1 pseudogene is annotated in these 247 nt (G+C 47.4%); it reads right to left on the reverse strand.

What is annotated here, in order from left to right:
* Positions 1–247 (reverse strand): annotated as a pseudogene (locus AB4653_RS08510) (hypothetical protein); the annotation flags it as partial.

Raw genomic sequence — 247 nt, forward strand, 5'->3', positions numbered from 1 at the left:
TGGAATTGAATCAGCTTGTGTTTAGTTACGCCTTCGTCAACAAGGTTGAGCCACTTCTGATAAGTGAAGACACGTGTCATGAAGTTTTCGCGCAAAATAGGGTCATTGAGGCGACCATTCTCTTCAACTGGAAGTAATGGGTTGCCTTCCATCACTTGTTTGGTGAACATGCCTACGCCTGTCGATTCAGAGCCGCGACCGTGGTGGTGGTACACTTTTACTCTTTCCATACCGCAGGTTGGGCTTT

The sequence above is a fragment of the Vibrio sp. 10N.222.48.A3 genome, from assembly GCF_041475345.1.
Lineage (GTDB): Bacteria > Pseudomonadota > Gammaproteobacteria > Enterobacterales > Vibrionaceae > Vibrio > Vibrio tasmaniensis_A.